This is a genomic window from Pseudonocardia oceanicola (assembly GCF_047200735.1).
GTDB lineage: Bacteria > Actinomycetota > Actinomycetes > Mycobacteriales > Pseudonocardiaceae > Pseudonocardia.
The window spans coordinates 1-1970 of record NZ_JBJZON010000064.1; the positions used below are offsets into that span (position 1 = coordinate 1).

Consider the following 1970-nt stretch of genomic DNA (forward strand, 5'->3'; position numbering starts at 1 on the left):
CGGCGGCCCCCCCCCCCCCCCGGGGGGCGGGGGCCCTCTGCTCGTGTCTGGGTCAGGCCATGGTGCCGTTGAAGAACACCGGCTCGTTGAAGTCGGCGGTGACCGCAATCTGCAACGGCCCGGTCGTGCCCTTCTTCGTCTTGAACCGGAACGGCACGGCGAGCGACTGGCCCGGGGCGATGTCCTGCGTGGCGAGGTCGACGCCTTCGAACACGCGCTCGGCCGGGGCGTTGTCCACGGTGGCATTCATCGTGACCAGCGTGGCGCCGACCGGGTTCTTGCTGCCGTTGGTGATCGTGACCGTCGACTCCCAGCCCTGCTCGCCGCTGCCGACGATGTACGGGTTGTCCGAGCTGTAGGGCTGCGGCGTGCTCGCCGACACCGCGACCCCGGAGGCGTAGGTGTAGGTGTCGTTCAGGCCAACCGACCCGCCCTCACGGGCGCTGTCGACGGCGCTGATCGCCCCGCCGACGAGCGCGGTGCAGCCGGCGAAGGCGAGGATCGGGACCAGGACGAGCGCCCCGACGATCCACGGCCACTTCTTCCGCTTCTTCGGCGCCTGCTGCCGCGGCATCGGGGGGAGCTGCCCGCCGGAGAACCCGAACTGCTGGCCGTCCTGGGCCGGCTGCGGGGGTACCCACTGCTGGCCGTACTGCTGGGGCTGCGGCTGGGGGCTGTAGGGGCCCGGCTGGCCGCCGTACGGGCTGTGCTGGCCATGCGGCGGGTAGGGCTGCTGGGGCATGGGGGGAGCGACTCCTGTTCGTGTACTTCGTCCCCCGACGTCACACGGCCTGTCGCCGCGCGAGCTCGGGGCGTTACGGATCTTTCGGGACACCAGCCCCTCGGCTGGTGCGTCTGTCAGGCCTGGCGTCGTGTCCTCGCCGGCCGCCGCGCAGGGCCTGCACAGCGTCAGGCACAGCACCCGAGCGGTGTGGCGGCGGTGCGGACCGCGAGCGGCCCGTCAGCGGTTCCACAGGACTCGCAGCGGTGCCCGAGCGGGCATCGCGCTGTGCTGTCGAGGTTGAGCTCCTCGTATCGTGCTCGCACGGTCCATCGCCTCCTGGCTAGGTGGTGGTCCTCAGACCCGGGGCCGGTGCTCCTACACCGGCCCCGGGCCGTCTACTTCATGATCAATCCGCGTGAGATGCGCGGAAGATCGCGGAAGAACGCGCAGAGCGCGCGTGATCGCCGGTCGAGGCGCCGCACAGTGCGGGCCCGTGCCCTGCTACGTGTCCACCGGCGAAGCCGCCCGCGCTCTCGGGGTGTCCATCCGATCGCTGCAGCAGTGGGCGCGCGACGGGCACGTCACGCCCGACTACGTCACCCCGGGTGGGCACTACCGGTGGGACGTCGACAGGCTCCGCGAGTGGATCCGCGATCCGCAGCGGCTCCGCCGGACACGCGACGACGACCGACCGCCCGCACGCTTCCCCACGCGCGCCGGTCACCATGTCCCTCGGTCCATCAGGGCCTGCGTCTGCGCCTCTCGATAGGCCGTGACCGGCCTGCTGATCGTCTCCGCTCCCATCTCGACGCGGACCGGGCCAGTCGCGGCGTAGACCGTCCCGCTGTCCGGCGGCAGCTCGATCACGACCGACACGGGCCCCCGGTCTCCCGGTTGGTCACGTTCACGACCCATCGCCGCCGGGGCCGCCGTGCTCTGCCGCACATGGCCAGGCACCTCAGCTCGCCAGCCGGTACGCCGCACCCGTGGGGCGGATCCGGCGCAGCGTGAGCTGCTCGATGTAGCGGGCCGCCTCGATCGGCTCGACGGCCGTGTACCGCTGCGTGGTGTTCATCGAGGCGTGACCCATGAGCTTCGCCTGCCGGTAGAGGTCGGGGTCGAGGGCGTGCAGGTCGGTCCCGAAGCGGTGCCGCAGCTGGTGCGCGGTGGCCGGGACACCGATCTCGTGGAGGAACCGGTTCGTCTTCGCTGACACGCTGTTCGGGGTGTGCGCTCGGCCGTCGGT

At 71.7% G+C, this 1970-nt stretch carries 4 protein-coding genes; 1 reads left to right on the forward strand and 3 read right to left on the reverse strand.

Annotated elements, in window-relative coordinates:
• Window positions 1-52 precede the first annotated feature (52 nt).
• A complete protein-coding gene (locus ACL02T_RS34775) occupies window positions 53-742 on the reverse strand; it encodes a hypothetical protein (protein WP_412835075.1) in 690 nt (229 codons plus the stop codon).
• A 487-nt stretch (window positions 743-1229) separates the two neighbouring features.
• On the opposite strand from ACL02T_RS34775, the gene ACL02T_RS34780 reads away from it, so the two are divergent.
• The gene (locus tag ACL02T_RS34780) at window positions 1230-1493 is read left to right on the forward strand and encodes a helix-turn-helix domain-containing protein (protein WP_412835077.1); all 264 of its coding nucleotides are present in this window, start codon (window positions 1230-1232) and stop codon (window positions 1491-1493) included.
• On the opposite strand, the gene ACL02T_RS34785 is transcribed toward ACL02T_RS34780, so the two are convergent.
• Window positions 1445-1600, reverse strand: coding sequence for a hypothetical protein (locus ACL02T_RS34785; protein WP_412835078.1), 156 nt, complete (start codon window positions 1598-1600; stop codon window positions 1445-1447). The genes ACL02T_RS34780 and ACL02T_RS34785 overlap by 49 nt on opposite strands.
• Before the next feature lie 82 nt (window positions 1601-1682).
• Window positions 1683-1970, reverse strand: a 288-nt coding sequence (locus ACL02T_RS34790) for a tyrosine-type recombinase/integrase (RefSeq protein WP_412835076.1), incomplete at its 5' end; no start/stop codon positions are given.